Genomic DNA, 21,801 nt, shown 5'->3' with positions numbered 1-21,801 from the left:
TGGCGCTTAACCTTTGACCCGCTCGGCTTCCTTCACCGCCCGAATAGCGCGCAGCGCGGCCAGGATGTTGGTCAGGTGCTTGGCGTCGGCGACTTCAATGTCGAATTGCATGTCGAAGAAATCCGCGGTGCGCTTGGCCAGCCGCAGATTGATGATGTCACCTTCGTTTTCCGCGATGGTGCGGCACAGGTCAGCCAGAACGCCGCGCTTGTTTTCCACAGTCACCAGCACGCGGCTGGTCGCGAGCGCACGGTTGAGCGCCGCCGGCGTCCAGGCGAGATCGACCCAGGTGACGTCCTTATCGTCTTCCAAAGCCGCAAGCTGTTCGCAATCGATCGTATGAATCACGACGCCCTTGCCGGGGATCTGCACACCGATGATGCGGTCGCCCGGAATGGGCGAGCAGCACTCGGCAAAGTGCAGCGCCACGCCCGGTGTAAGCTCGCTCCCTTTGACGTAGAGCTTGGCTTTCTCAGCTTCCATCGGCTTGCGGCCGGAATCCTTGCGGACTTTTTCCTCAAGGCCAGGGAAAGCAGCGACAGCCACAGCGTTCGCTTTCAGCGTGCCTTCGCCGACGGCGATGAAGAGCTCTTCCTCATCCTCCTTGCCCAGGCGCTCCGCCGCTTTTTGAAGCGCGGTGTCAGCAAGTTCGTGACCGTAGCGATGCAGCGCGTGTGCGACGAGGTCGCGGCCGAGGCGCATGAATTCATCGCGCTTGGCTTGACGCTCCAGGCGACGCTGTGCGGACTTCGCGCGGCCCGTTTTTGTCAATGCTTCAAAGCCCGGCACGGGCGCAACTTTGTCGCCGATGATAACTTCAACCACGTCGCCATTCCGCAATGAGGTGCGCAGCGGGCGCTCCACGCCATTGATCTTCGCGCCGGTCATGCGGTCGCCAATGCCCGAGTGCACGGCGTACGCAAAGTCGAGCGGTGTGGCGCCTTGCGGCAATGGGATCAGCGCGCCCTTCGGCGTGAAAGCGAAGACGTGATCCTGATACATTTCGAGCTTGGCGTGCTCGAGGAATTCCGACGCGTCACCGCCATGCTCTGCAATCTCAAGCAACGAGCGCGTCGCCTCACGCGCGTCGAGGCCAACGGAAGCCGCGGTCTCTTCGTCAAAACCGTAAGATTCGTTCTTGTAGCGCCAGTGCGCGGCGACGCCGTTTTCCGCAATCTGATCCATATCGTCGGTGCGGATCTGGATCTCGACGCGGACGTTGCCCGGGCCAATCACGATCGTGTGGATCGAGCGATAGCCGTTGGGCTTCGGGTTCGAGATGTAATCCTCGACCTTATCCGGCACGCAGCGCCACGTCTGGTGCACGAGCCCCAAGGCGCGATAGCAATCGTTCGCATCACTCACGATGACGCGGAATGCATAGACGTCCGCGAGATCGGAGAATTCAACACTCTTGCGCTGCAGCTTGCGCCAGATCGAATAGGCCTGCTTCTCGCGCCCATAGACGCGCGCGTCGATGCCGGCGAACTCGAACACTTCCATGATCGTCTGAATGATGATGGCGACGTTGGCGCCCTTCTCGACCCGCAATTGCTCAAGGCGCGCGTTAATCGCTGCTTCAGCTTCTGGATACGCCTCATGGAACGAGAGGTTCTCCAATTCCCGCGCCATCTTCTCCATGCCGATGCGGCGCGCGAGGGGAGCGTAGATTTCGAGCGTCTCGGTGGCGATACGGCGGCGCTTGGTCGGGTTCGGGATGTGAACCAAGGTGCGCATATTGTGCAGGCGATCCGCCAGCTTCACGATTAGGACGCGCACGTCCTTCGACAAAGCCAAGATAAATTTTTGCAGGTTCTGCGCCTGCTTGTTTTCCTCGGACTGGATCTCAAGCTTCGAGAGCTTGGTGACGCCTTCAACCAGATCGGCGATCTGTTCGCCGAAACTGCCTTCGATCTCTTCACGCGTGGCGTCGGTGTCTTCGATCGTATCGTGCAGCAGGCCGGCGACAATCGTGGCCGCGTCGAGTTTGTATTCGGTGAGTATGCCCGCGACCTGGATCGGGTGGGCGAAATACGGGTCGCCCGAGTGCCGCTTCTGACTGCCGTGTTTGACCGTCGCGTACACATACGCGCGGTTTACCAGGCTCTCATCGAGTGAGGGATCGTACTCACGCATCCGCTCCACCAATTCGAACTGGCGGAGGAAGCGTGCTCGTGGCGGCGCATCTCCCGCGCCAGCTGGTTTAGAGCCGGCGGGGATTTTGGCGGCGACAGCGTCGTCACCGCCCGCCATCGGCTCAGTACCGTTCGTCGCGCTGCGCTTCGGCTTCTTGTTGGAGCGCGCGCAGGACGTCTTCTTCGCTGGTCTCGACCGGAGCGGCGAGCGCCAGGCGATCCTGCTCGTCCTCGGCTTGAGCAGCCGGGGCGACGTCTTGGTAGAGGTTCACATAGCTGTCGCGCAGCTCTTCCGGGCTGATCGCCGAGTCAGCGATTTCGCGGAGCGCCACGACCGGGTCTTTATCGCGGTCGCGATCGACCAGCGGCTCGGAACCCGAGGAAATATTGCGCGCACGATGCGCGGAGAGGAGCACCAGCGAGAACCGGTTCGGGATTTTATCTACGCAATCTTCGACGGTTACGCGGGCCAAGGCGTGCTTCCTCCAGGTCAATTTGACGGATCGGGCGCATAAACTAGTGCCCCGGGAGGTATTTCGCAATGCGAAGCACGACCGCAGGCGCGAAAAGGACAGCCCTCCCCTACCCCACCGACGGGGGGAAATCACTAATTCGCCGGTAACCCCCTGTCGCCGCGAGGGCCGCAAGCAGCGCAGCGGCGGTCTGCCCCAGTTCCGGGTGCCGCCAGCCCGGCTCCAGCTCGGCCAGAGGCGCAAGCACGAAAGCCCGTTCCGCCATCCGCGGATGCGGCAGCTCGATGCCGTCAAACGACCCGGCTAGATCGCCCATCGCGACGATGTCGAGATCGAGCGTGCGGACGCCCCAGCGCTCCCGACGCTGCCGCCCGAAGCGCCGCTCGATCGCGCGCAGCACCGCGTAGAGCGCGCGCGGATCGCGATCGCCGGCATCTGCCTCCAACAGGGCGTTGAAATAGTCCGGCTGATCCGTTCCCGCAGGCCAAGCATCGCTTTGCCACACCCCGGAACAACGCAACACGTTCACGCCTTCATTCATCAGATCATCACGCGCGCGCGCAAGCAAAGCGGCGCCAAACACGCCATCGAACGGCATGTTGGTTCCCATTGCGATCCAGGCGCTTGTGCTGTGCATGTCCGTTTATTGAATCGCGCGCGCGGCGCTGATGGATAAAGAAGAAAAATGAATTTGCTCGACCGCCTCATTCATCCCGACGAACGCATTGCGCTCTTCATTGACGGCGCAAATCTCTATTCGGCGGCGAAGGGGCTGACCTTCGACATCGACTACCGCAAGCTCTTGGACGAGTTCAAGCAGCATGGCCGCCTCGTGCGCGCTTATTACTACACGGCGCTCGTTGAAGATCAGGACTTCTCACCGATCCGCCCCTTGGTCGATTGGCTCGATTACAACGGCTACTCGCTCGTGACGAAGCCCGCCAAGGAATACACCGACGCCAATGGCCGCCGCCGCTTCAAAGGCGACATGGACGTCGAAATCACCGTCGATCTGCTGCAAGCGACGGCATTCGTCGACCACGCCTTCTTGTTCTCCGGCGACGGCGATTTCCGCGCCGCGATCGAGGCGGTGCAGCGCAAGGGGATGCGCGTCAGTGTCGTCTCCACAATCAAGTCGAATCCGCCGATGGCGTCCGATGACGTGCGGCGCACGGCAGACAATTTTGTCGATCTGGTCGATTTGGCTAATCTGATTGGCCGCCCGCCACGGGAGCGCTCGGAAGGCCGACACGATTATGCCCAGGAAGACAAAGACCGAGACTAAAGCGCCGCCAGACCCCCAGGCCAAGTGTCCGCTTTGCCCGCGCCTTGTCGCGTATCGTGAAGCTAACGAACGCGCCGAGCCGACTTGGTTCAATGGCGCAGCGCCTTCGTTCGGTGATCCTAACGCACGGCTCCTGATCGTCGGCCTCGCGCCCGGCCGCAGCGGCGCCAATCGCACAGGGCGGCCATTCACCGGCGATTACGCCGGCGACCTGCTCTACGGCACGCTGAAGAAACTAAAGCTCTCGGAAGGGGAGTTTCGCGCCGACCCGAACGATGGCCTGAAACTCAAAGACGCGATGATCACCAACGCAGTGCGTTGCGCGCCGCCGGAGAACAAGCCGACCCCGGCGGAGATCGCGACGTGCCGACCGTTTCTGACGTCGCGCACAGAAGCATTATCGAAGCTGCGCGCCATCATGGCGCTCGGCTCGATCGCGCATGAAAGCGTGCTGCGCGCACATGGTCTCAAACCCACCGCGGCCAAATTCGCACACGGTGTCGAGTTCGAGCTGCCGAGCGGCGTGTGGCTCGTCTCCAGCTATCATTGCTCGCGCTACAACACCCAGACGCGCCGGCTCACCACCGAGATGTTCGAAACCGTGATGACGCGCGCGAAAGAACTGGCGTTCGCTTAAGACGCCAGCGCGACCGGCGCGTGCGCCACACCTTCCGCCTGACGCGGCAGGATGAGCGAGAACGTCGAGCCCTTGCCCGGCGCGCTCACCACTTCCACTTCGCCACCCATCAAGCGCATCAGACGCTGCGTGATGGAAAGCCCAAGGCCGGTGCCGCCATATTTGCGCGTGATGCTGGCGTCGGCTTGCGTGAACGGCTGGAAAAGACGCTTCACTTGCTCGTCCGTCATGCCGATGCCGGTATCGGTGATCGCGATCTCAGTGCACCCGACGCTCTGCTTTACCGCGATGGTGATCACGCCGTTCTCGCAGAATTTCGCGGCATTAGACGTCAGGTTAAGCAAGCATTGCTTCAAGCGGAAAGCATCGGCTTGAACCGGCTTTAGCCCCGGCGAGAGCGAGACAACAAGCGTGTTACCGCGTGCGGAGGCCACGGCGCGCATCGTGTCGCTTACGTCGCCGGCCATGGCGCTCAAGTCGCACTCTTCCACCATCATCTCCATGCTGCCGGCTTCGATCTTCGAGAGATCAAGCACCTCGTTCAGCAATTGCAGCAGATGGCGCGCGGAGCGGAGAATCCGCTGCGCATCTTCACGCGTGGGCGCTTCCTCGCTCTCCTCGCTGATGAGCTCGGAATAGCCAATGATGGCGTTGAGCGGCGTACGCAACTCGTGGCTCATGTTGGCGAGGAATTGTGACTTGGCGACGTCGGCCTGCTCGGCGCGCTCGGCGCGGCGACGCATGGAAACGTCGCGCACGGCCGTGACGTAAAGGCCTTCCGCCGCGTTGAACAAGCGGCTGTGCACTTCAACATCGACCGGGCCATGCTTGCCCAACAACACAGCTTCCACCGGATATTCGCGACGGCCCGCGCGCGCATCGGCCAAGTCCGGACGCGAATGCGGCGCGATCAGATCGAAGATCGGCGTATGGATGAGATCACTCGGCTCAAAACCCAACAGCGCGCAGAAGCGCCCATTGACGTCGAACACCTTGGTGTCGTCATGCAGCAAAATGCCTTCAAGTGCGGCGTCCGCAAGGCGCTGTACGCGCTCGGCGCCCGCCAACCTTTCCGCGGCCAAGCGGCGATCCAGGAAGGAAAATACCGCGGCGACGAACAGCATGATCATCGCGCCGATCACGATGGCTTCGGCCAGCTCACCACGATTGAGCACGTCCGCTGCATCGGCAAACGGGTCCGGCGCCACGGTGAGCGCGCCCATGCCCGTGAAGTGCAACGCGACGACACCGCCCACGAACGCGAGCCCAAGAAACACCTTACCGCGCAGACCCTTTGCGCGCTCCAACAGCGTGAAGGCTACGATGAAGGCCGCCGTCGATATCAAGACGGAGGCCACGATCAAATCCCAGGCCCATTCGCGCTGGATGGCCACCACGCCGGCCATACCGATATAGTGCAGGCCTGTGACGGTGAGCGACATCGCAGCGCCCGCCGCAATCGCGGGGCGCGCCGTCAGATGACGAGATGCAATTTCAAAAGCGCCCCAGGCGCCTGTCACCGCGATCAAGGCAGAGATTACGGTCGTGGCGAGGTCAAAGCCCAAATTCATTTGCGGCTGGTATGCGAGCATGGCGACGAAGTGCGTCGCCCACGTGCCGCCGCCCGCGGCCACGCCCGCGAGCAACAACCAAAGCATGCGGATGCGCGCCGTCGCCACCTTGGCGCGTTCAAGCACCATCAGAGCGCCCGCCCAACTCAGCACACAGACAAGTGCTGCAACGCCAACGAGCCACAGATCGTGCTGCTCAAAAACGCAGCCGAAAACACGCATCATAAAGGAGAGCCCGCCCACCGTAGTGGACGCTACAATACGAGAAGAGCCTTAATGGACGCTCACCACGGCTGCGTTCTCACTGCAAATCGCGACGGCGAGCGATCCCGTCAGAGTGACAAATTGTACGTTGCGTATTGCACGCCGATGCCGGGTTCCATCGTTTCGGCTTGGCGCATATCCGCATCGGCCAAGTCCTTTCGCCCCATCGCGCGATGCGTGAGGCCACGACCATAGAGATAATGTCCGTTGTTCGGCTCAATCGCTAACGCGGCCTCATAGTCTGCAAGCGCCCGCGCGTAGTCGCCGCGCTTTAGATAAACGAGACCCCGGCTATCGAGCACGGCGCTGTAGCGCGGCTCGCGTGCAAGCGCTGCGTTGCAATCGGCCAGCGCGAGATCGAGGTCATCGCCGTTCACTGCCCGCGTCCAGCAACGATTGTTGAGCAATTCGACATTGTTCGGGTCGCGCAGTAACGCTTGGTTCAGCATGTTGAGCTCTCCGCGCCACGGCTCGACCGTATAGCCCATCGCTTCTTCGCGACGTTGCCAGGCGATATCGAGACCCGGATCGAGATCGAGTGCGGAGTCATAGCTTGCCACGGCGCTGTCGAAGGCGCCGCGATCCTGGTGGACGATGCCGCGCTGCAAATAGGCGTTGGCGTTTTGCGGATCGATGCGCAGAGCCCGACCAAAATCAGCGACCGCGCGCCCGTGCTCACCCAAACGCGCACGCTCCACGCCACGATTTATGAAAGCTTGCACGCGTTGCTCTGGCGAACTGGCGGGATCGGCGATGATGGCCGAGCACGCAAGCATGCGTTGATTTTCGAACGCGCTCGTCGCGCAGGCGCCAGTTCGCTGTTCGGCCAGCACAAGCGGATCGCTAGGTCCGCACGCGGCGAGCGCCAACACCAAAAGCCCAGCCGCCGCCCGTTTCATCAGCCCCGGTCCCGTAACAATCGCCCCTGCTGGCGTTTCCAATCACGATCTTTCGACGCTTCGCGCTTGTCGTGGGCTTTCTTGCCCTTGGCGAGCGCAATCTCAAGTTTAGCGACGCCGCGCTCATTAAAATAGAGTTTGAGCGGCGCAATCGTGCGGCCGTCGCGCTCGACCGCACCCATCAGCTTCTTCAATTCGCGCCCTTTGACCAAGAGCTTACGCCTGCGCCGAGGCTCGTGATTGAATTGCGCGGCGGGCGCGTATTCGGGAATGTGCGCGTTGACCAGCCAGAGTTCGCCCTTTTCTGGCGCGGCATAACTCTCGGCGATATTCGCGCGCCCAGCGCGCAGCGCCTTGACTTCGGTGCCGAGCAATTGAATGCCGGCTTCCATCGTCTCTTCGATCAGATAATCGAAGCGTGCGCGGCGGTTCTCGGCCACGAGCTTGCGATTATCGGTGTCCTTCTTCTTCGCCATGACTAGATCAACCCTGTCTGCGTCATGGCCTGGCGCACTTGCGCCTTGGCGCCATCCGTCAATGTCAGGATCGGGAGCCGCACTTCATCGGTGCACAGGCCGAGCAGCGAACAAGCGTACTTGGCCGGCCCCGGCGACGGTTCAACAAACATCACCTTGTGCAACGGCGCCAGCGTGTCATCGATAGCGCGCGCTGAATCGAAAACGCCCTGCGCGGACAGATTCTGAATTTGAGCGCAGGGCTTCGGCGCCACATTGGCCGTCACCGAGATAACGCCCTTGCCGCCATGCGCGTTGAAGCCCAGCGCGCTCGGATCATCGCCAGAGAGCAAAATGAATTTGTCACCGGCGAGCGCGCGATGGCGCGCAAGACGCGTCATGTCGCCCGTCGCATCCTTGACGCCGAGCCCATGCTTCAACCCAGCGATCTTGCCCATCGTCTCGACGCTAATATCCACCACCGTGCGCGACGGCACGTTGTAGGCGACGATGGGAATATCGACCGCGTCATTGATCGCTTTGAAATGCGCGAAGATACCGTCCTGGCTTGGCTTGCTGTAATAGGGCGCGACTACCAGCACCGCATCGGCGCCGACGCGCTTCGCGTGCCTAGCGAGTTCGATCGAGTGAGCGGTATTGTTCGAGCCCGCGCCCGCAATCACCGGCACGCGCCCCGCTGCGGCTTCGACGCACAGCTCGACCACGCGCACGTGCTCCTGGACACTCAGAGTCGAGGCTTCACCGGTCGTCCCGCATGGAACAAGCCCATGGGAACCTTCGGAAATCTGGCGCTCCACAAGCGCTTGAAAAGCCTGTTCATCTACGATTCCGTTCCGGAAGGGCGTAATGAGGGCCGGGATCGAACCGTGAATCATCTGTGCTTCTGGTTGAGGTGGCATTGGCGCGATTCCTGCCACAGTGTTGGGCAAGGTTAAATAGTGGTCGGCCGTCTCCGGGGGATTGGAGCGCCGGTGTTTCGGAATGGTGCGGAGGGAGTGACATGGACACAGCAAAGCTGATCCGCGTCGGCTTAGCGGCGGTGGCGTGCAGCGCCCTGCTTGGCTCCGGCAGCGCCGGACAATCCACAGCCCAGCCCGGCCCCGCGACCGCGCAGGCCGTCGCCTACAATGCGCCGCCCGCCCTGCCCGAATCGGCCGAACGCATGCGCCTGCGCGACGGGTTGGCCGCCGCAGAACAGCGCGATTGGGTGGGCCTTGCCCAATTGCGCGACAACGCCTCCGATCCGCTGGTGCGCCGCATGCTGCAATGGCGCTGGGCGGCATCGACGGACGCGCCCCTCTATTTCGATGACCTCTCGCGCGCCTTGAACGATCTGCAGGGATGGCCCGGCCGCACGACGATGCGTCAGCGCGCCGAGCAGGCCATTCTGGATTCACGCCTTTCAGCCTCTGAGCGCATCGCATTCCTGCGCAGCGACAATGGCCCCGCCACTGGCGACGGCCGTATCGCACTGGCGATCGCACTCCAGGATGCGCGCCAACGCTCCGAGGCCAACGAAATCGCGCGCGCCTCGTGGCGCGAAGATGTGCTGAGCACCAACGCCGAAGACCGCGCCATGGCGGCGTTCTCTTCCGTATTCACGGCGGAAGATCATGCCGCGCGCGTCGACGCGCTGCTGTGGCGCGATCAACGTACGGCGGCGCAGCGTTTGATGCCGCGCATTCCCGCCGCGGACCGCCTCGTCGCGAACGCGCGCATCGCGTTGCAAACGCGTCAACGCGGCGGCCTGCAAGCGGCCGTCGATGCGGTGCCCGCGTCGCGCGCCGACAATCCAGGCCTCATGTACGACCGCGCGCAATATCGTCGCCGCACCGGCAACCCGGAAGAAGCACTGCCGCTGATGGTGGAAATCGATCCGCGTCAGGCGCCGCTCGCCGCGCGCAGCGACATCTTCCGCGAACGCCGCCTATACGTGCCGCGCGCTATGCGCGCCGGCAATTATCGCCAAGCCTACCAGCTTGTTTCCAACCATGGCCTCACGTCTGGTGAATCCTTCGCTGACGCCGAATGGCTCGCAGGCTGGCTCTCGCTGCGCTATCTCGACCAACCGCAGCGCGCGTTGGAACATTTCTCGCACCTCAGTGAGAACGTCTCATCGCCCGTCAGCCTGTCGCGCGCGCTTTACTGGCGCGCCGAAGCGACGCGTGCGCTGGGCCGCAGCGGGGAGGCTGACCAGCTTTACGACCAAGCCGCCCGCTTCAACTTCACTTACTATGGTCAGCTCGCAGCAACACGCGGCAACCGCACCGCCATGCTCTCGCTGCCGGAAACCGCGCAAGTCACGACCGAAGCGCACAATCGCTTCAACAGCCGCGAATTGGTGCAAGCGCTGCGCCTCATGTCCGAAGTCGGCGCACAGCGCGATTTCGAATCTATCGCCTTTTATCTCGACGACACGCTGGACGATCCGATGGAGCTCGAGCTGCTTGCCGCAATGGCGCGCGAGCAAAATTACCATCGCACCGCGCTCCGCAGCGCCAAGGCCGGCCTCTTCCGCAACGTCGTCGCCACCAACGCCGCCTATCCGACCATCGAGCTGCCGCCTGTCGTGCGCTCGAGCAATCGCATCGAGCCCGCGCTGGTGCACGCCATCATCCGCCAAGAAAGCGAGTTCGATCCGAACGCCATCTCCAGCGCCAACGCGCGCGGCCTGATGCAACTCATTCCCTCAACCGCGCAAATGCAGGCGCGACGCGAGGGCATGACATTTGAGCGGGCGGCGCTGACGAGCAATCCCGAATATAACGTCACGCTTGGCTCGGCGCACCTCGCCGATCTCGTAAATGACTTCGGCGGCTCATACGTGCTAGCGATCGCCTCGTACAATGCGGGCTCACAGAACGCCCGCAATTGGATCAATGATTGGGGCGATCCGCGTTCACCTTCAGTGGACGTGGTGGATTGGATCGAGCTGATCCCGTTCTCGGAAACGCGCAATTACGTGCAGCGCGTGACTGAGAACCTTCAGGTCTATCGCTATCGCCTCGCCGGCCAGCCGACCGAAATTCAGCTCGAACGCGATCTGCAGCGGGGCCGTTACTGAACCGCGAGCGCGGTCGTAAACGTCTCCGCATCCACATTGCCGCCGCTGGCGATGATCGAGACCGTCTTGCCTGCGATATCGACGCCGCCTTCGAGTGCAGCAGCCAACGCCGCCGCGCCCGAGGGTTCGAGCACGATCTTGAGATTGAAGAACGCGAACTTCATCGCGCGCCGCGCCGCGTCGTTCGACACGACGACGACGCGCTCGAAACGCTGGCGTGCAATCTCGAACGGGATTTCGCCCATGCGCTCGGTCAGCAGGCCATCGCAGATGGAGCGGATGCCGGGTGGGTTTTGTTGAATTGAGCCCGCCGCCAATGTGCGCGCGATGTCGTCGTGCCCTTCCGGCTCCACCGCGATCACGCGCGCGTTCGGTAGCGCAAGCGCCACGCCCGACGCCAAACCTCCGCCGGATGCTTGCACGAACACGATGTCCGGGCTGATCTCTTCGCCGATCTCGAGACCGGCCGTGCCTTGGCCGGCGATGACGAACGGATCGTCGAACGGCTTAATCAGGCTCCCGCCCTTCTCGCGCAACAAGCGCGCGCCGATCTCTTCGCGGCTCTCACCGACGCGATCATAGGTCACCACGTCGGCGCCCAAAGATCGCGTCGTCTCCAACTTAATCTTGGGCGCGTCTGCTGGCATGACGATGGTGGCGGCGATGCCGAAATGCCTGGCCGCGGTCGAAACCGCGATCGCGTGATTGCCCGACGAGAACGCGATCACGCCCTTGGCGCGCACGTCCGGCGCAAGCGCCGAGATGGCGTTCGCCGCGCCGCGCATCTTAAACGCCCCGCCGCGTTGCAAGCATTCGGCTTTCACGAACGCCTTGGCGCCGAGTTTCGCGTCGAGCACATCGTTGCGCACCAGCGGCGTGCGCACGGCGATGCCTTTGATGCGCTCGGCCGCGGCTTTCACGTCTTCGATCGTCGGCACGTACATTAGGAGCCTCGTGGTTTGGCGCGACGCGTCGGCGGCGCGGTCAATGGATCTTCGGGCCAAGGATGCTTCGGGTAACGCCCGCGCATCTCGCTGCGCACAGCCGCATACGAGCCGCGCCAGAAACCAGGCAAGTCTTTCGTGGTCTGAACGGGTCGATGCGCAGGCGAAAGCAGACGCAAGCTCAGAGGCACGCGCCCATTCGCGACACTGGGATGTTTGTCCTGGCCAAACAATTCCTGCAGCCGCACCTCCAGCGCAGGACCCCCGTCCCCCGCGTAGTCGATCCGCAGCGACGAGCCCGCCGGCGTCTCCAACCGCGCGGGCGCTTCGGCATCGAGTTTGCGTCGCAGATCGTAGGGCAAGGCATTCGCCAGCGCCTCGGCGACGTTGACATCCTTCAGGCGCGAGCGATTCATCAGCGCTGGCGCGAGCCAGTCCTCAAGCGATGCAACGAGGGTCTCATCGCTCCAGTCGGGCCAGATCTCCGCATCAAGCCCATGCATAAACGCGACGCGCGCGCGCATCTGCAGCGCCGCGTCATCCCAATCCAACAGCGACAAACCGTCTTCCCGCACAGCGCCGAGCAAAGCCTGCTGCAAATCCTCGCCGCTCAACCGCTCCAACGGGGCTTCTGACAACACCACACGCCCCAAACGCCGCGTGCGCCGACCACGCACGGCGCCTGTCGCGGGATCGACGGTGGCGGAGGCGCCCGTCTCGATCTCATCTGCAAACATCGTCTCGATGTCCGCCAATGCGATCGGCGCGCCTAGGAGAATTTGCGCACGCCCTGCTGCGCCGGAAATGTCCGCGATCACCAGGAATGGCTCGCGCGCCAAAGGCGACGCCGGCTCGATCGCCGCCGCGCGACCATTGACCATCGTGAACGCGCTGCCGCGCGATTTCGCGACACGATCAGGATAAGCGAGCGCCAGCAGCACGCCCGCGCGTTCCTCCTCTACATCATTGCGCACCCCGCCGGCATTGCGCGCGATACGATCCGCCAAGCTCCGCGCCGCATCCGCACGTTGCCCGCGCTCCGTGCCGAAGCGATGTAAGCGCTCACGCAGATCGGCGCTGCGACCGCCTAGACCTTGCTCAGTCAGCAAGATCGCAATGCGCGCCGCGAGCAGCGCTTCGCCATTTCGCGCCGCGACGATCACCATGTGCGCCAAGCGTGGCGGCAAAGGCAAACGCGCCACCACGCCGCCATGCTCCGTCAAGCGCCCGCTTTCATCCAAAGCGCCAATGCGCTTCAGCAACGCAATTGCTTCGGCCCAAGCCGGCTTTGGCGGCGGATCGAGCCACGCTAATGTCGTGGGATCGCTTACACCCCACGCGGCCAGATCAAGCGCCAAGCCCGAGAGATCAGCGTCGAGCATTTCAGGCCGATCAAACTCCGGCAGCGCGCGCGTTTCGCCTTCGCTCCACAAGCGCCAACATACGCCGGGTTCCAACCGCCCCGCACGGCCGGCGCGCTGCGTGATCGCCGCTTGGCTCGCACGTACTGTTTCCAACCGCGACAGACCAAGCGCCGGCTCAAAGCGCGGGCGTCGCGCCAGGCCCGCGTCCACGACGATGCGCACGCCATCGATGGTCAAACTGGTTTCCGCAATCGAGGTGGCGAGCACCACCTTGCGCCGCCCTTGCGGCGCGGGCGAAATCGCGGCGTCCTGATCGGCGGGGCTCATCGCGCCATAGAGCGGGCGAATATCGACGCTCGGATCACTCACACTCGCGCGCAGAGTTTCCGCCGTGCGCTCGATCTCTCGCACGCCCGGCAAGAACACGAGCGCACTACCGCGCTCCGCCGACAACGCCGCGCGCACGGCCGCTGCAGTTTCCTCCTCCAGGCGACCGCGAGGATCGCGTGGCCAATAGACATGCGTCACCGGAAACATACGGCCTTCGCTGACGATCACGGGCGCATCGTTCAGCAGCGCAGCAATCCGCGCTGCATCGAGCGTCGCCGACATCACGACGATCTTCAGATCGGGGCGCAGCGCGCTTTGCGCATCACGCGCGAGCGCCAAGCCGAGATCGCCCTCCAAGCTACGTTCGTGGAATTCATCGAACAGTACCGCCGCAACGCCATTCAGCTCGGGATCGTCCAAAATCATCCGGCTGAACACGCCCGCGGTGACGACCTCTATGCGCGTCTTCGGGCCGATGCGCGAATCGAGGCGCACGCGATAGCCGGTCGTCTCACCAACGCGCTCGCCAAGCTCGAACGCCATGCGTGCAGCGGCGGCGCGCGCGGCGATACGCCGGGGCGAGAGCAGGATGATTTTGCCAGCTTGCGCCCAAGGCTCGCCCAGCAACGCTGGCGGCACGCGCGTCGTCTTGCCGGCGCCGGGCGGCGCCACCAGCACAGCCTCGCTGCGCGCCGCCAAAGCGGCGCACAAATCGGGCAGAACCTCCTCAACCGGCAACATGAGCGGGAATTAGCCTTTCGCGCCGTCCATGTCTCGCCGCATTGGCGTTGTCACCTGGGATCGGTATAGGCTGGCCGTTCAGGCACGGAGTGGGACATGCGGGCGAAAACTTGGGGCGCGTTGGCGGCGGTGTTGGTGCTGAGCCTTGGCGCGGCGTCGTGCTCCACCGGGCGCACCGCGGACACACGTCGCGGCATCACCGACGCCGCTTACACGCCCCTGCGCGACGTGAATCTGATGCGTCAGGAAATCCCGCTGATCCTGCGCAATTTGCAGTACCCGTATTCAACCGCGACTCTTACCGATTGCGCCGCCGTCGCGCGGGAGATCGGCAATCTCGACGCTGTGCTTGGCCCGGAGAGCTATCAGCCGGGACCGGACCGCAACATTTGGGACCGGAGCGGCGATTTCGTCGAGGATCAAGCGATCGAGGCCGTGCAAGGCACAGCGGAAGATTTGATCCCGTTCCGCTCGTGGGTGCGTCGCATCTCGGGCGCGAGCCGCGCTGAGCGCGAAGCTTTGCGCGCTGTCGCCAACGGCCAACAACGTCGGACCTTCCTTCGCGGCTATGGCGCGTCGCTTGGCTGCCCGAGCATCATTCCGCCGCCCCCCCCGGCGCAACCAGCGCGTAATCGCAATTAAGCGCGCTGGCTCGCGCGGAATTGCTCTCGGAAATCTTGCAGCTGCCCCGCCGCGATCGCTACGCGTAAGCGCTGCATCAGCGATTGGTAATACGCGATGTTGTGCCACGAGAGCAGCACTTGGCCGAGCAACTCGCCGGCCTTGAACAGGTGATGCAGGTACGCCTTGGAATAGTCGCGGCTCGCCGGGCAATCGATGCTTTCATCGAGCGGACTTGTATCTTCCGCGAAGCGCGCATTGGTGATGTTGATCGAACCGCTCTCGATCCACGCTTGGCCGTGCCGGCCCGCGCGCGTTGGCAGCACGCAATCGAACATATCCACGCCTCGCGCAACACTTTCCACGATATCGATCGGCTTTCCGACGCCCATTAGATATCGCGGGCGATCTTGCGGCAGGAATGGCGTCGTCACCTCCAACGTCGCGAGCATTGCTTCGTGACCTTCGCCCACAGCGAGACCGCCAATCGCGTACCCGTCGAAACCTTCCGCGACCAATGCCTCGGCAGAGATACGGCGCAGCTCCGGATCGACGCCACCCTGCACGATCGCGAACAAATTTTGCGCGTCGCGCGTACCGAACGCACGTTTGCAGCGACCCGCCCAATCGAGCGACAACCGCATCGCTTTCTCGACCGTCTCGCGCGGCGCGGGCAGCGCTGGGCATTCGTCGAGCTGCATGATGATGTCGGCGCCAATCTGGTCGGCTTGCAATTGCATCGCGCGCTCGGGGGTCAGCCGATGTTCGCCGCCGTCGATGTGGCTGCGGAAGGTCACGCCGTCGGCATCGAGCTTGCGGAGCTGCGAGAGCGACATGACTTGATAGCCGCCGCTGTCAGTCAGGATCGGTCTAACCCAGCGCATGAAGCGATGCAGGCCGCCGAGCTTCTGCATGCGCTCGCCGCCTGGGCGCAGCATCAAATGATAGGTGTTGCCGAGAATGATATCGGCGCCGGTCGAGGCGACTTGATCGACCGTGAGCGCCTTCACCGTGCCCGCCGTGCCGACGGGCATGAACGCCGGCGTGCGAATATCGCCGCGCGGTGTTTTCAGGATGCCGGTGCGCGCGGCGCCATCGCGGGCGTGGATTTCGAAAGGAAAACCGCTCATTGCGGCCGCCATAGCAGCGAGCCGTCGCCATAGGAATAGAAGCGATACTTCTGGGCGATCGCATGCGCATACGCCTCATGCATCCGCTCCAAGCCGGCGAAGGCCGAGACGAGCATGAAAAGCGTCGAGCGCGGCAGGTGGAAATTGGTCCAGAGCCCATCAACCACGCGAAAGCGATAGCCGGGCGTGATGAAAATGTCGGTCGCGCCCGCTTGTGGCCGGATGCGGCCGCTTTCGTCCGCCGCGGATTCTAGCGAACGCAGCGCGGTCGTGCCAATCGCGATCACGCGGCGGCCCTCGGCCTTGGCGCGATTGATCGCTTCGGCGCTCGCCGGTGAAATCTCGCGCCATTCGCTGTGCATCACGTGCGCTTCGGTGTCGTCTACCTTCATCGGCAAAAACGTGCCGGCGCCGACGTGCAGCGTGACGCGCGCGCTTTCCACGCCACCGGCGGCGAGGCGTTTCAGGAGCGCATCGGTGAAATGCAGGCCCGCTGTGGGCGCGGCGACGGCGCCATCCTTCTCCGCGAACACAGTTTGATAATCGTCGCGGTCGGCCTCGTCCGGCGTGCGCTTCGCGGCGATGTAGGGCGGCAACGGCGGGGCGCCGATCTGTGCGATGGCTTCATTGAGGGCAGCACCCGTCCGGTCGAAACGTAGCGAGAGTTCGCCTTCGTCACCTTTGGCGGCGATCGTGGCGACAAGACCGCCGTCGAAATTGAGCGTATCGCCCTCCTTCAAACGCTTACCCGGCTTGCCAAGCGCCCGCCACGTTGCGCCGTCGATGCGTTCGATGAGATTGAGCGAGACGGCCACATCCGGCGATTGCGCATCGCGCGCCGGCCGCGTCGCCTTCAGAGCCGCTGGGATTACCCGCGTGTCGTTGAACACGAGCAGATCGCCGCGTCGAAACAACGCCGGCGCATCGCGCACGAAGCGATCCTCGATCATGCCGTCGTCGCGCAACAGCAGAAGCCGCGCGGCATCGCGCGGTCGCGCCGGGCGCAGCGCGATCAGCTCTTCCGGAAGCTCAAAATCGAAAAGATCGACGCGCACCTGCTCCCCCGTTCACGGGGGAGTTGTCAGCGCGCAAAGCGCGATGATTGAGGGGGGATGGCGTGACGGCCGTTGGACTTGCCCCCACCGGCTCGCGTCGCTCGCCACCTCCCCCGCATGCGGGGGAGGATGAAGACTCACTCCGCCCGCGCGCTGATGATCTTGCCGGGCGCCTTCGGCGGCTCGCCTTTCGGCAGGGCGTCGACGGCTTCCATGCCTTCTTCGACCACGCCCCAGACCGTGTATTGGCGGTCGAGGAAGCGTGCGTCGTCGAAGCAGATGAAGAACTGGCTGTTGGCCGAGTTTGGATCATTCGTGCGCGCCATCGAGCAGACGCCGCGCACGTGCGGCTCGGCGTTGAATTCCTGCTTCAGGTTCGGCTTCGACGAGCCGCCCGTGCCATTGAAATTCTTGCCGTCACCGCCCTGGGCCATGAAGCCCGGAATCACGCGGTGGAACGGGACGTTGTTGTAATACCCCTCGTTCGCCAGCTCGCCGATGCGCTGAACGTGGTTCGGCGCCAAATCCGGGCGCAGCTTGATTTTCACCGTGCCCGTATCGAGCTCGAGCGTCAGGGTATGAAAGGAATTATCGACCACCAGCTTCTCTCTCGTTGGCCGTCGCGCGGCACGCGCGTCGGGATTTGAACGTCACAGACCGAGAAATCGGCGCGGCGATCGCGGCGGGTTTCTTCGATCAGGTCGCGGAATTGCGGACCATCGGTGCGCAGCACAAAGATAGGGGCGCGCTCGCTCTCCGGCACATCGGCGGCGATACGCACGGCCAGCATGCGATCGGGGTTCGGCGGCGGGTTGCCGACAGCGATGCGCATCACCGCGTCCATACCCCAGACCACACGGCCGAAGATCGTGTAGCGTTTGTCGAGCGCCGTGTTCGGCTGGCGCATGATGAAGAATTGGCTGTTGGCCGAATTCTCCGCTTCTGCGCGCGCCATCGAGACGACGCCCTGGCAATGGAGCGCATTGGCCGAGACGCGACCATCGGCCGTCACCGCCATTTGCGCATCCGGTTGGCTTTCGATCGGCAGCGCCTTGTAGAAACCCAAGCGTGCGCGGCTTTGCTCGGCGGCCTGCACGAACGGCATGTCCGGCCCGCGACGGAACATGAATTCCGGACGCAGATCCGGCAGGCTCGACGCGCCTTCGCCCGTGCCGAGCGGATCGCCGGTCTGGGCCATGAAATCATCGATGACGCGGTGGAAGAGAATGCCGTCATAGAAGCCGGCGCGGGTCAGCGCCTTGATCCGCTCCACATGGCGCGGCGCCACTTCGGGATAGAGCTCCACAACGATGCGGCCATGGACCGTATCGATGTAGAGCGTGTTCTCCAGATCGACTTGGCGCCAATTGCGCGGGTCCGGCGTCTGCGCCGCAGCCACATCAAATCCACCGACCAAGCCCAGCGCCAGCAGGGCCCCGGCCAAAATTCCTCTTACGCGCAGCATCAAGACACCCCGAACTTGGCCTTCAGTCGTCCTTCTACTTCTTGAGGCACGAAGTGCGCGACGCTTCCTTGCAGTCGCGCGATTTCTTTCACCAGCCGCGACGCCACCGCCTGGTGGGTCGGGTCAGCCATAAGAAATACCGTTTCGATGGCCGGGTTGAGCTTTTGGTTCATCCCAACCATAGCGAATTCGTACTCGAAGTCGGCGACCGCTCTAAGTCCCCGGACGATGATTTGCGCCCCTACGCTCTCGGCGAACTTCATCAACAATGTGTCGAAAGGTTGAACGACGATCTCGGCAGCGCCTTTGATCTTGGCCGTCTGCTCCTCGACCATCGCTACGCGCTCCTCCAGCGTGAAGAGCGGGCCCTTGTCCTTGTTGATGGCGACGCCAATGACGAGGCGGTCCACGAGATTGGCCCCACGGGTGATGATATCCACATGCCCGTTGGTCACGGGATCAAACGTGCCCGGATAGAGCCCTACGCGGACCTTCTTCGTCACTCACCGCCCTCCTCGGCCGCCGCCTCGCCCGTGTCGCCGCCCAGCGCTTCCAAGCGCTCGGCCGCCACGACGTGCTCGTCATCGCTGACATTAATCAGGATGACGCCCTGTGTCGCCCGTCCGGCAATCCGGATCTGGTCGATGCCGGTGCGGATGAGCTGGCCCTTATCGGTGACGAGCAGCAATTCTTCCTCGTCTTTCACCGGGAAGGAGGCGACCAGGTTCGAGTCTCCCGTGATGCGGTGTGCGATGAGGCCTTTGCCGCCGCGATTGGTGACCCGGTACTCGTAGGCCGAGGCGCGCTTGCCCAGACCGTTCGAGGTGACGGTCAGGATGAATTGCTCCTGCGTCTTCAGCCAAGCCAGACGCTCGAACGGCACGTTGGCGTCGGCGCTTGCAGCCGGCGCTTCGTCGTCCGCGCTCACTTCGACATCACCGCGCGCTTGTGCGTCCCACTTGAAGTAAGCGCCCACCTCTTCAGTCGTGACGTCGACGTGGCGCAGCACGGCCATACCAATCACGTGGTCGCCGTCCTTCAGATCGACGCCGCGCACGCCCGTTGAGTCGCGGCCCTTGAACACACGCACGTCGGTGGTGCGGAAGCGCACGCACATGGCGTTGGCTGTCGTGAGAAGCACGTCATCATCTTCGGTGCAGATTTGCACGCCGATAATGCCGTCGCCCTCATCGGGCTTCATCGCGATCTTGCCGTTGCGGTTCACCTGCGTGAAGTCGCTCAGCTTGTTACGACGCACGCCGCCCGAGCGGGTGGCGAACATCACGTCGAGCTTATCCCACGCGCGTTCGTCCTCCGGCAGCGCCATAACGGACGTGATGGTTTCGCCCTGGCCGAGCGGCAAGAGGTTGACCAGCGCGCGGCCCTTGGTGCGCGGATCGCCCGAAGGAATGCGCCACGCCTTGATCTTGTAGACCATGCCCGAGGACGAGAAGAACAGGATCGGCGCGTGCGTGGAGGCCACGAACACGCGCGTGACGAAATCCTCATCCTTCATCTGCATGCCGGCGCGGCCTTTGCCGCCGCGACGCTGCGTGCGGTACGCCGCCAACGGTGTGCGCTTCACGTAGCCGCCGTGCGTGACGGTGATCACCATCTCTTCACGCGGGATCAAAGCTTCGTCGTCGATGTCGCCGTCCGCTTCCGAGAAGGCCGTGCGACGCGGCACGCCGAAGGCTTCCTTCACCTCTATCAGCTCGCCACGAATGATCTCAAGGATGCGATCGCGTGAGCCGAGGATGGAAAGGAGTTCCTTGATTTCTTCGGCGATCTCATTCGCCGCCTTTGCGATGTCATCGCGGCCAAGACCGGTCAGACGCGAGAGCGTGAGCGCCAGGATCGCGCGCGCTTGCTCGTCGGAAAGGCGAACATTGTCGCCCTCGCTGATCACGGTGCGCGGGTCGGCGATGAGCGCGATCAGCGGCATCATATCGCCAGCCGGCCAATCGCGCGCAATCAAGCGCTCACGCGCCACGCCCGGATCGGGGCTCTCACGGATGAGCCTGATCACTTCATCAATGTTGGCGACCGCGATCGCCAAGCCCACGGTTTCGTGGCCGCGTTTGCGCGCTTTGGCCAAGCGGAACTTGGTGCGGCGCGTGACGACCTGTTCGCGGAAGGACAGGAAGATTTCAAGAATCTTCCGCAGCCCCATCTGCTCGGGTTTGCCCTGGTTCAGCGCCAGCATGTTCACGCCGAATGAGGTCTGTAGCGACGAATAGCGATAGAGCTGATTCAACACGACATCGGGCACTGCGTCGCGCTTCAGTTCGACGACCAAGCGCACGCCGAGGCGGTTCGATTCATCGCGAATTTCGGCGATGCCTTCGATGCGCTTTTCGCGTACCTGCTCGCCGATCTTGTCGACCATCTCGGCCTTGTTCACCTGATACGGAATCTCGGTGAACACGAGCGCTTCGCGGCCGCGGATCGTTTCCGTGTGGTGCTTGGCGCGGATCGCGACAGAGCCGCGGCCTGTCATCAACGCCATACGTGCGCCGGCGCGGCCAAGAATTTCACCACCCGTCGGGAAATCCGGGCCAGGCACGATGTCGAGCAGATCGAGATCGGCGATGTTCGGATTGTCGATCAGCGCAACGGTCGCATCGATTACTTCGGACAAATTGTGCGGCGGAATGTTCGTCGCCATGCCGACCGCGATGCCGCCGCCGCCATTGACGAGCAAGTTTGGGAAACGCGCCGGCAGAACCGTCGGCTCCTGCACCGAGCCGTCGTAATTGTCCTGGAAATCGACCGTGCCTTCGTCGATGTCGTCCAACAGTGCGCGCGCGGATTTCGCGAGCCGCGCTTCAGTGTAACGCATCGAAGCTGGCATATCGCCGTCGATCGAACCAAAATTGCCTTGGCCGTCGATGAGCGTCAGGCCCATCGAGAAATCCTGCGCCAAACGCACAAGCGTCAGATAGATCGCCTGGTCGCCGTGCGGGTGGTAATTACCCATCACTTCGCCGACGGATTTTGCGCTCTTGCGATACGGCTTCTCATGCGTGTTGCCGGTCTCATCCATCGCGTAGAGGATGCGTCGGTGCACCGGCTTCAAGCCGTCGCGCGCGTCAGGCAGCGCACGCGACACGATCACGCTCATCGCGTAATCGAGATAGCTCCGCTTCAGCTCATCCTCGATGGTGATGAGAGAGACGCCTTTGGGAAGGGATGGACCGCCGGTATCGGCGGGATCGGACGTGTCTGACACGGATCGCCGGTCTATTCTGGACTAGGGAAAACAACGGAAAATAATCCGAGAAGCCTGTTCTCGAATCCGTCGCAAACTAACATCGTGAACCGCCCGCCGCAAACCAAGGACAGCC

The 21,801-nt window shown here is 63.2% G+C and carries 19 protein-coding genes; 4 read left to right on the top strand and 15 right to left on the bottom strand.

The features are described from left to right. Positions 1-6: 6 nt before the first annotated feature. The 3 genes from EPJ54_RS02200 to folK form a co-directional block, all read right to left on the bottom strand. A complete protein-coding gene (locus EPJ54_RS02200) occupies positions 7-2,253 on the bottom strand; it encodes a RelA/SpoT family protein (protein ID WP_135210034.1) in 2,247 nt (748 codons plus the stop codon). Positions 2,254-2,257: 4 nt separating this feature from the next. Then, positions 2,258-2,608 (bottom strand): DNA-directed RNA polymerase subunit omega, encoded by a 351-nt coding sequence (gene rpoZ / locus EPJ54_RS02195; protein WP_135210033.1) that lies wholly within the window; start codon positions 2,606-2,608, stop codon positions 2,258-2,260. Between the two features lie 109 nt (positions 2,609-2,717). Further along, positions 2,718-3,245, bottom strand: coding sequence for a 2-amino-4-hydroxy-6-hydroxymethyldihydropteridine diphosphokinase (gene folK, locus EPJ54_RS02190; RefSeq protein ID WP_135210032.1), 528 nt, complete (start codon positions 3,243-3,245; stop codon positions 2,718-2,720). 48 nt (positions 3,246-3,293) lie between these two features. Between folK and EPJ54_RS02185 the strand changes: the two genes are divergently transcribed. Together EPJ54_RS02185 and EPJ54_RS02180 are read left to right on the top strand one after the other, a co-directional pair. Then, the gene (locus tag EPJ54_RS02185; protein WP_135210031.1) at positions 3,294-3,893 is read left to right on the top strand and encodes a LabA-like NYN domain-containing protein; all 600 of its coding nucleotides are present in this window, start codon (positions 3,294-3,296) and stop codon (positions 3,891-3,893) included. Next, a complete protein-coding gene (locus EPJ54_RS02180) occupies positions 3,865-4,530 on the top strand; it encodes a uracil-DNA glycosylase (RefSeq protein ID WP_135210030.1) in 666 nt (221 codons plus the stop codon). The genes EPJ54_RS02185 and EPJ54_RS02180 overlap by 29 nt, the downstream gene beginning before the upstream one ends. On the opposite strand, the gene EPJ54_RS02175 is transcribed toward EPJ54_RS02180, so the two are convergent. From EPJ54_RS02175 to dapA, 4 genes are all read right to left on the bottom strand, one after another. After that, a complete protein-coding gene (locus tag EPJ54_RS02175) occupies positions 4,527-6,326 on the bottom strand; it encodes a sensor histidine kinase (protein WP_135210029.1) in 1,800 nt (599 codons plus the stop codon). The genes EPJ54_RS02180 and EPJ54_RS02175 overlap by 4 nt on opposite strands. A gap of 107 nt (positions 6,327-6,433) precedes the next feature. Further along, positions 6,434-7,264, bottom strand: a complete 831-nt coding sequence (locus tag EPJ54_RS02170) for a tetratricopeptide repeat protein (RefSeq protein ID WP_135210028.1) — start codon at positions 7,262-7,264, stop codon at positions 6,434-6,436. Further along, positions 7,264-7,740: an SsrA-binding protein SmpB gene (gene smpB, locus EPJ54_RS02165; protein WP_135210027.1), complete on the bottom strand. Its 477-nt coding sequence runs from the start codon at positions 7,738-7,740 to the stop codon at positions 7,264-7,266. The genes EPJ54_RS02170 and smpB overlap by 1 nt, the downstream gene beginning before the upstream one ends. Positions 7,741-7,742: 2 nt before the next feature. Beyond that, entirely contained in the window at positions 7,743-8,615 is an 873-nt protein-coding gene (gene dapA, locus EPJ54_RS02160) for a 4-hydroxy-tetrahydrodipicolinate synthase (RefSeq protein ID WP_135210026.1), read from the bottom strand. Between the two features lie 125 nt (positions 8,616-8,740). On the opposite strand from dapA, the gene EPJ54_RS02155 reads away from it, so the two are divergent. Further along, positions 8,741-10,804 (top strand): lytic transglycosylase domain-containing protein, encoded by a 2,064-nt coding sequence (locus EPJ54_RS02155; protein WP_135210025.1) that lies wholly within the window; start codon positions 8,741-8,743, stop codon positions 10,802-10,804. Here EPJ54_RS02155 and EPJ54_RS02150 read toward each other — a convergent pair. Together EPJ54_RS02150 and hrpB are read right to left on the bottom strand one after the other, a co-directional pair. After that, positions 10,798-11,748, bottom strand: coding sequence for a threonine ammonia-lyase (locus EPJ54_RS02150; RefSeq protein ID WP_135210024.1), 951 nt, complete (start codon positions 11,746-11,748; stop codon positions 10,798-10,800). The genes EPJ54_RS02155 and EPJ54_RS02150 overlap by 7 nt on opposite strands. Next, on the bottom strand, positions 11,748-14,183 hold the full coding sequence (gene hrpB, locus EPJ54_RS02145) for an ATP-dependent helicase HrpB (protein ID WP_135210023.1): 2,436 nt from the start codon (positions 14,181-14,183) through the stop codon (positions 11,748-11,750). Before hrpB ends, EPJ54_RS02150 begins: the two co-directional genes overlap by 1 nt. A gap of 96 nt (positions 14,184-14,279) precedes the next feature. Here hrpB and EPJ54_RS02140 point away from each other — a divergent pair, with 96 nt between their 5' ends. Beyond that, a complete protein-coding gene (locus EPJ54_RS02140; protein ID WP_135210022.1) occupies positions 14,280-14,825 on the top strand; it encodes a hypothetical protein in 546 nt (181 codons plus the stop codon). Here the strand turns inward: EPJ54_RS02140 and tgt are convergent. The 6 genes from tgt to gyrA form a co-directional block, all read right to left on the bottom strand. Next, complete coding sequence (gene tgt / locus EPJ54_RS02135; RefSeq protein ID WP_135210021.1) at positions 14,822-15,934, bottom strand: tRNA guanosine(34) transglycosylase Tgt; 1,113 nt, start codon at positions 15,932-15,934, stop codon at positions 14,822-14,824. The genes EPJ54_RS02140 and tgt overlap by 4 nt on opposite strands. Next, positions 15,931-16,989, bottom strand: coding sequence for a tRNA preQ1(34) S-adenosylmethionine ribosyltransferase-isomerase QueA (gene queA / locus EPJ54_RS02130; protein WP_135210020.1), 1,059 nt, complete (start codon positions 16,987-16,989; stop codon positions 15,931-15,933). Before queA ends, tgt begins: the two co-directional genes overlap by 4 nt. 137 nt (positions 16,990-17,126) lie before the next feature. Then, positions 17,127-17,588: a peptidylprolyl isomerase gene (locus EPJ54_RS02125; RefSeq protein ID WP_239590724.1), complete on the bottom strand. Its 462-nt coding sequence runs from the start codon at positions 17,586-17,588 to the stop codon at positions 17,127-17,129. Further along, positions 17,561-18,454 (bottom strand): peptidylprolyl isomerase, encoded by an 894-nt coding sequence (locus tag EPJ54_RS02120; protein ID WP_135210018.1) that lies wholly within the window; start codon positions 18,452-18,454, stop codon positions 17,561-17,563. The genes EPJ54_RS02125 and EPJ54_RS02120 overlap by 28 nt, the downstream gene beginning before the upstream one ends. Next, positions 18,454-18,957 (bottom strand): pantetheine-phosphate adenylyltransferase, encoded by a 504-nt coding sequence (coaD, locus tag EPJ54_RS02115; RefSeq protein ID WP_135210017.1) that lies wholly within the window; start codon positions 18,955-18,957, stop codon positions 18,454-18,456. Before coaD ends, EPJ54_RS02120 begins: the two co-directional genes overlap by 1 nt. Further along, entirely contained in the window at positions 18,954-21,686 is a 2,733-nt protein-coding gene (gyrA, locus tag EPJ54_RS02110) for a DNA gyrase subunit A (protein WP_135210016.1), read from the bottom strand. Before gyrA ends, coaD begins: the two co-directional genes overlap by 4 nt. Positions 21,687-21,801 lie beyond the last annotated feature (115 nt).

The organism is Vitreimonas flagellata (genome assembly GCF_004634425.1).
Classification (GTDB): domain Bacteria; phylum Pseudomonadota; class Alphaproteobacteria; order Caulobacterales; family Aquidulcibacteraceae; genus Vitreimonas; species Vitreimonas flagellata.
The sequence above is the reverse complement of the archived record's forward strand: the minus strand, read 5'-3'. Positions and strand labels throughout refer to the sequence as shown.

Bases quoted from the DNA above. Each gene is read 5' to 3' on its own strand.
- EPJ54_RS02200 (WP_135210034.1), bottom strand. From the start codon at position 2,253: ATGGCGGGCGGTGACGACGCTGTCGCCGCCAAAATCCCCGCCGGCTCT.
- folK (WP_135210032.1), bottom strand. From the start codon at position 3,245: ATGCACAGCACAAGCGCCTGGATCGCAATGGGAACCAACATGCCGTTC.
- EPJ54_RS02185 (WP_135210031.1), top strand. From the start codon at position 3,294: ATGAATTTGCTCGACCGCCTCATTCATCCCGACGAACGCATTGCGCTC.
- EPJ54_RS02180 (WP_135210030.1), top strand. From the start codon at position 3,865: ATGCCCAGGAAGACAAAGACCGAGACTAAAGCGCCGCCAGACCCCCAG.
- EPJ54_RS02175 (WP_135210029.1), bottom strand. From the start codon at position 6,326: ATGATGCGTGTTTTCGGCTGCGTTTTTGAGCAGCACGATCTGTGGCTC.
- EPJ54_RS02170 (WP_135210028.1), bottom strand. From the start codon at position 7,264: ATGAAACGGGCGGCGGCTGGGCTTTTGGTGTTGGCGCTCGCCGCGTGC.
- smpB (WP_135210027.1), bottom strand. From the start codon at position 7,740: ATGGCGAAGAAGAAGGACACCGATAATCGCAAGCTCGTGGCCGAGAAC.
- dapA (WP_135210026.1), bottom strand. From the start codon at position 8,615: ATGATTCACGGTTCGATCCCGGCCCTCATTACGCCCTTCCGGAACGGA.
- EPJ54_RS02155 (WP_135210025.1), top strand. From the start codon at position 8,741: ATGGACACAGCAAAGCTGATCCGCGTCGGCTTAGCGGCGGTGGCGTGC.
- EPJ54_RS02150 (WP_135210024.1), bottom strand. From the start codon at position 11,748: ATGTACGTGCCGACGATCGAAGACGTGAAAGCCGCGGCCGAGCGCATC.
- hrpB (WP_135210023.1), bottom strand. From the start codon at position 14,183: ATGTTGCCGGTTGAGGAGGTTCTGCCCGATTTGTGCGCCGCTTTGGCG.
- EPJ54_RS02140 (WP_135210022.1), top strand. From the start codon at position 14,280: ATGCGGGCGAAAACTTGGGGCGCGTTGGCGGCGGTGTTGGTGCTGAGC.
- tgt (WP_135210021.1), bottom strand. From the start codon at position 15,934: ATGAGCGGTTTTCCTTTCGAAATCCACGCCCGCGATGGCGCCGCGCGC.
- EPJ54_RS02120 (WP_135210018.1), bottom strand. From the start codon at position 18,454: ATGCTGCGCGTAAGAGGAATTTTGGCCGGGGCCCTGCTGGCGCTGGGC.